Genomic DNA, 1,799 nt, shown 5'->3' with positions numbered 1-1,799 from the left:
CGCCATCAGCTTGGTGAAATGTCGTCGGCTTCGTCGACTTCGCGGACCCTGACTTGCAGCAGCGAGCGCACGTTGGTGTCGAGCGTGGTTTCCCAGAGCTGGTTGGGGTTCATCTCGCCGAGGCCTTTGTAGCGCTGCAGTGCCACGCCCTTGCGGCCGGCTTCGGTCACCGCTTCGAACAGATCGACCGGGCCGTGGATGATCGTGTCGCTGTCCTTGCGGCGCAGCGTACCGGGACGGGCATAGACGTCCTGCAGCTCCACCGCGTATTCGTCGAGTTTGCGGGCGTCGGCCGAACCGAGCAGCGCATCGTCGATCATCGCCGCTTCCTTGACGCCGCGCACGGTGCGCTCGAACGTGAAGCCTTGGCCTTCGGTGAAGCGGCCGATCCAGCCGCGTTCGACTTCGTCGGCCAGCGCGTCGAGCCGCTTGGCGATGTAGTCGGCGGCCGCATTGGCGGTTTCGATATCCGCGGTGACCCGCGGGCTCAGCACGCCGGCGATCGCGGCTTGCTCGACCACGGTCCGGTTGTAGCGGCTGTGCAGATTGTGCAGCGTCGAGCGGATATTGCGGGCGTCCTCGACCAGCGCCAAGAGGTCGCGGCCGGAGCGCTCCTCGCCGCCCGCGAGGCGGAAGATGCAGTCGTCGAGACCGGTGGCGATCAGGTAATCGTCGAGCGCACGGTCGTCCTTGAGATACTGCTCGGACTTGCCGCGCGTCACTTTGTAGAGCGGCGGCTGCGCGATGTAGAGATAGCCGCCCTCGATCAGCGACGGCATCTGGCGGAAGAAGAACGTCAGCAGCAGCGTGCGGATATGCGCGCCGTCGACGTCGGCGTCGGTCATCAGGATGATCTTGTGATAGCGCAGCTTCGACAAATCGAAGTCGTCGCGCCCTATGCCGGTGCCGAGCGCAGTGATCAGCGTCCCGATCTGCTCGGAACTCAGCATCTTGTCGAAGCGCGCGCGTTCGACGTTCAGGATCTTGCCGCGCAGCGGCAGCACGGCCTGGAATTCGCGGTTGCGGCCCTGCTTGGCGGAGCCGCCGGCCGAGTCACCCTCGACGATGAACAGTTCGGATTTGGCGGGATCGCGCTCCTGGCAGTCGGCGAGCTTGCCGGGCAGCGAGGCGATGTCGAGCGCGCCCTTGCGCCGCGTCAGTTCGCGCGCCTTGCGGGCGGCTTCGCGGGCGGCGGCGGCTTCGATCACCTTGCCGACGATGGTCTTGGCTTCGGACGGATGTTCCTCGAACCAGGCGGCGAGCGCCTCGTTGAGTACGTTCTCGACCACCGGCCGAACCTCCGAGGACACCAGCTTGTCCTTGGTCTGCGACGAAAACTTCGGGTCCGGCACTTTCACCGACAACACCGCGGTCAGGCCTTCGCGGCAATCGTCGCCGGTCAGCGCGACCTTTTCCTTCTTGGCGTTGTTGTCGGCATAGCCGGTGAGCTGGCGCGTCAGCGCCGCGCGGAAGCCCGCCAAATGCGTGCCACCGTCGCGCTGCGGGATGTTGTTGGTGAAGCACAGCACGTTCTCATGATACGTATCGTTCCACCACAGCGCGGCTTCGACCGTGATGCCGTTCAGGTCGGCCATCATCACGATCGGCGTGTCGACGATCGGCTTCTTGTTGCGATCGAGATACTTGACGAATTCGGTGACGCCGCCCTCGTAGCGCATCTCCTCGCGCTTCTCGACTGCGTGACGCATGTCGGACAGCACGATGTAGACGCCGGAGTTGAGGAAGGCGAGTTCGCGCAGCCGGTGTTCCAGCGTGGCGAAGTCGTATTCGATATGCGT

General features: G+C 64.8%; 1 pseudogene. It reads right to left on the bottom strand.

Going from position 1 to position 1,799, the window contains the following annotated elements:
- Positions 1–17: 17 nt before the first annotated feature.
- Positions 18–1,799: pseudogene (locus I5M_RS07535) on the bottom strand (DNA gyrase subunit B); the annotation flags it as partial.

Origin of the sequence: Rhodopseudomonas sp. B29 (assembly GCF_000333455.1) — a bacterium.
Classification (GTDB): domain Bacteria; phylum Pseudomonadota; class Alphaproteobacteria; order Rhizobiales; family Xanthobacteraceae; genus Rhodopseudomonas.
The sequence above is the reverse complement of the archived record's forward strand: the minus strand, read 5'-3'. Positions and strand labels throughout refer to the sequence as shown.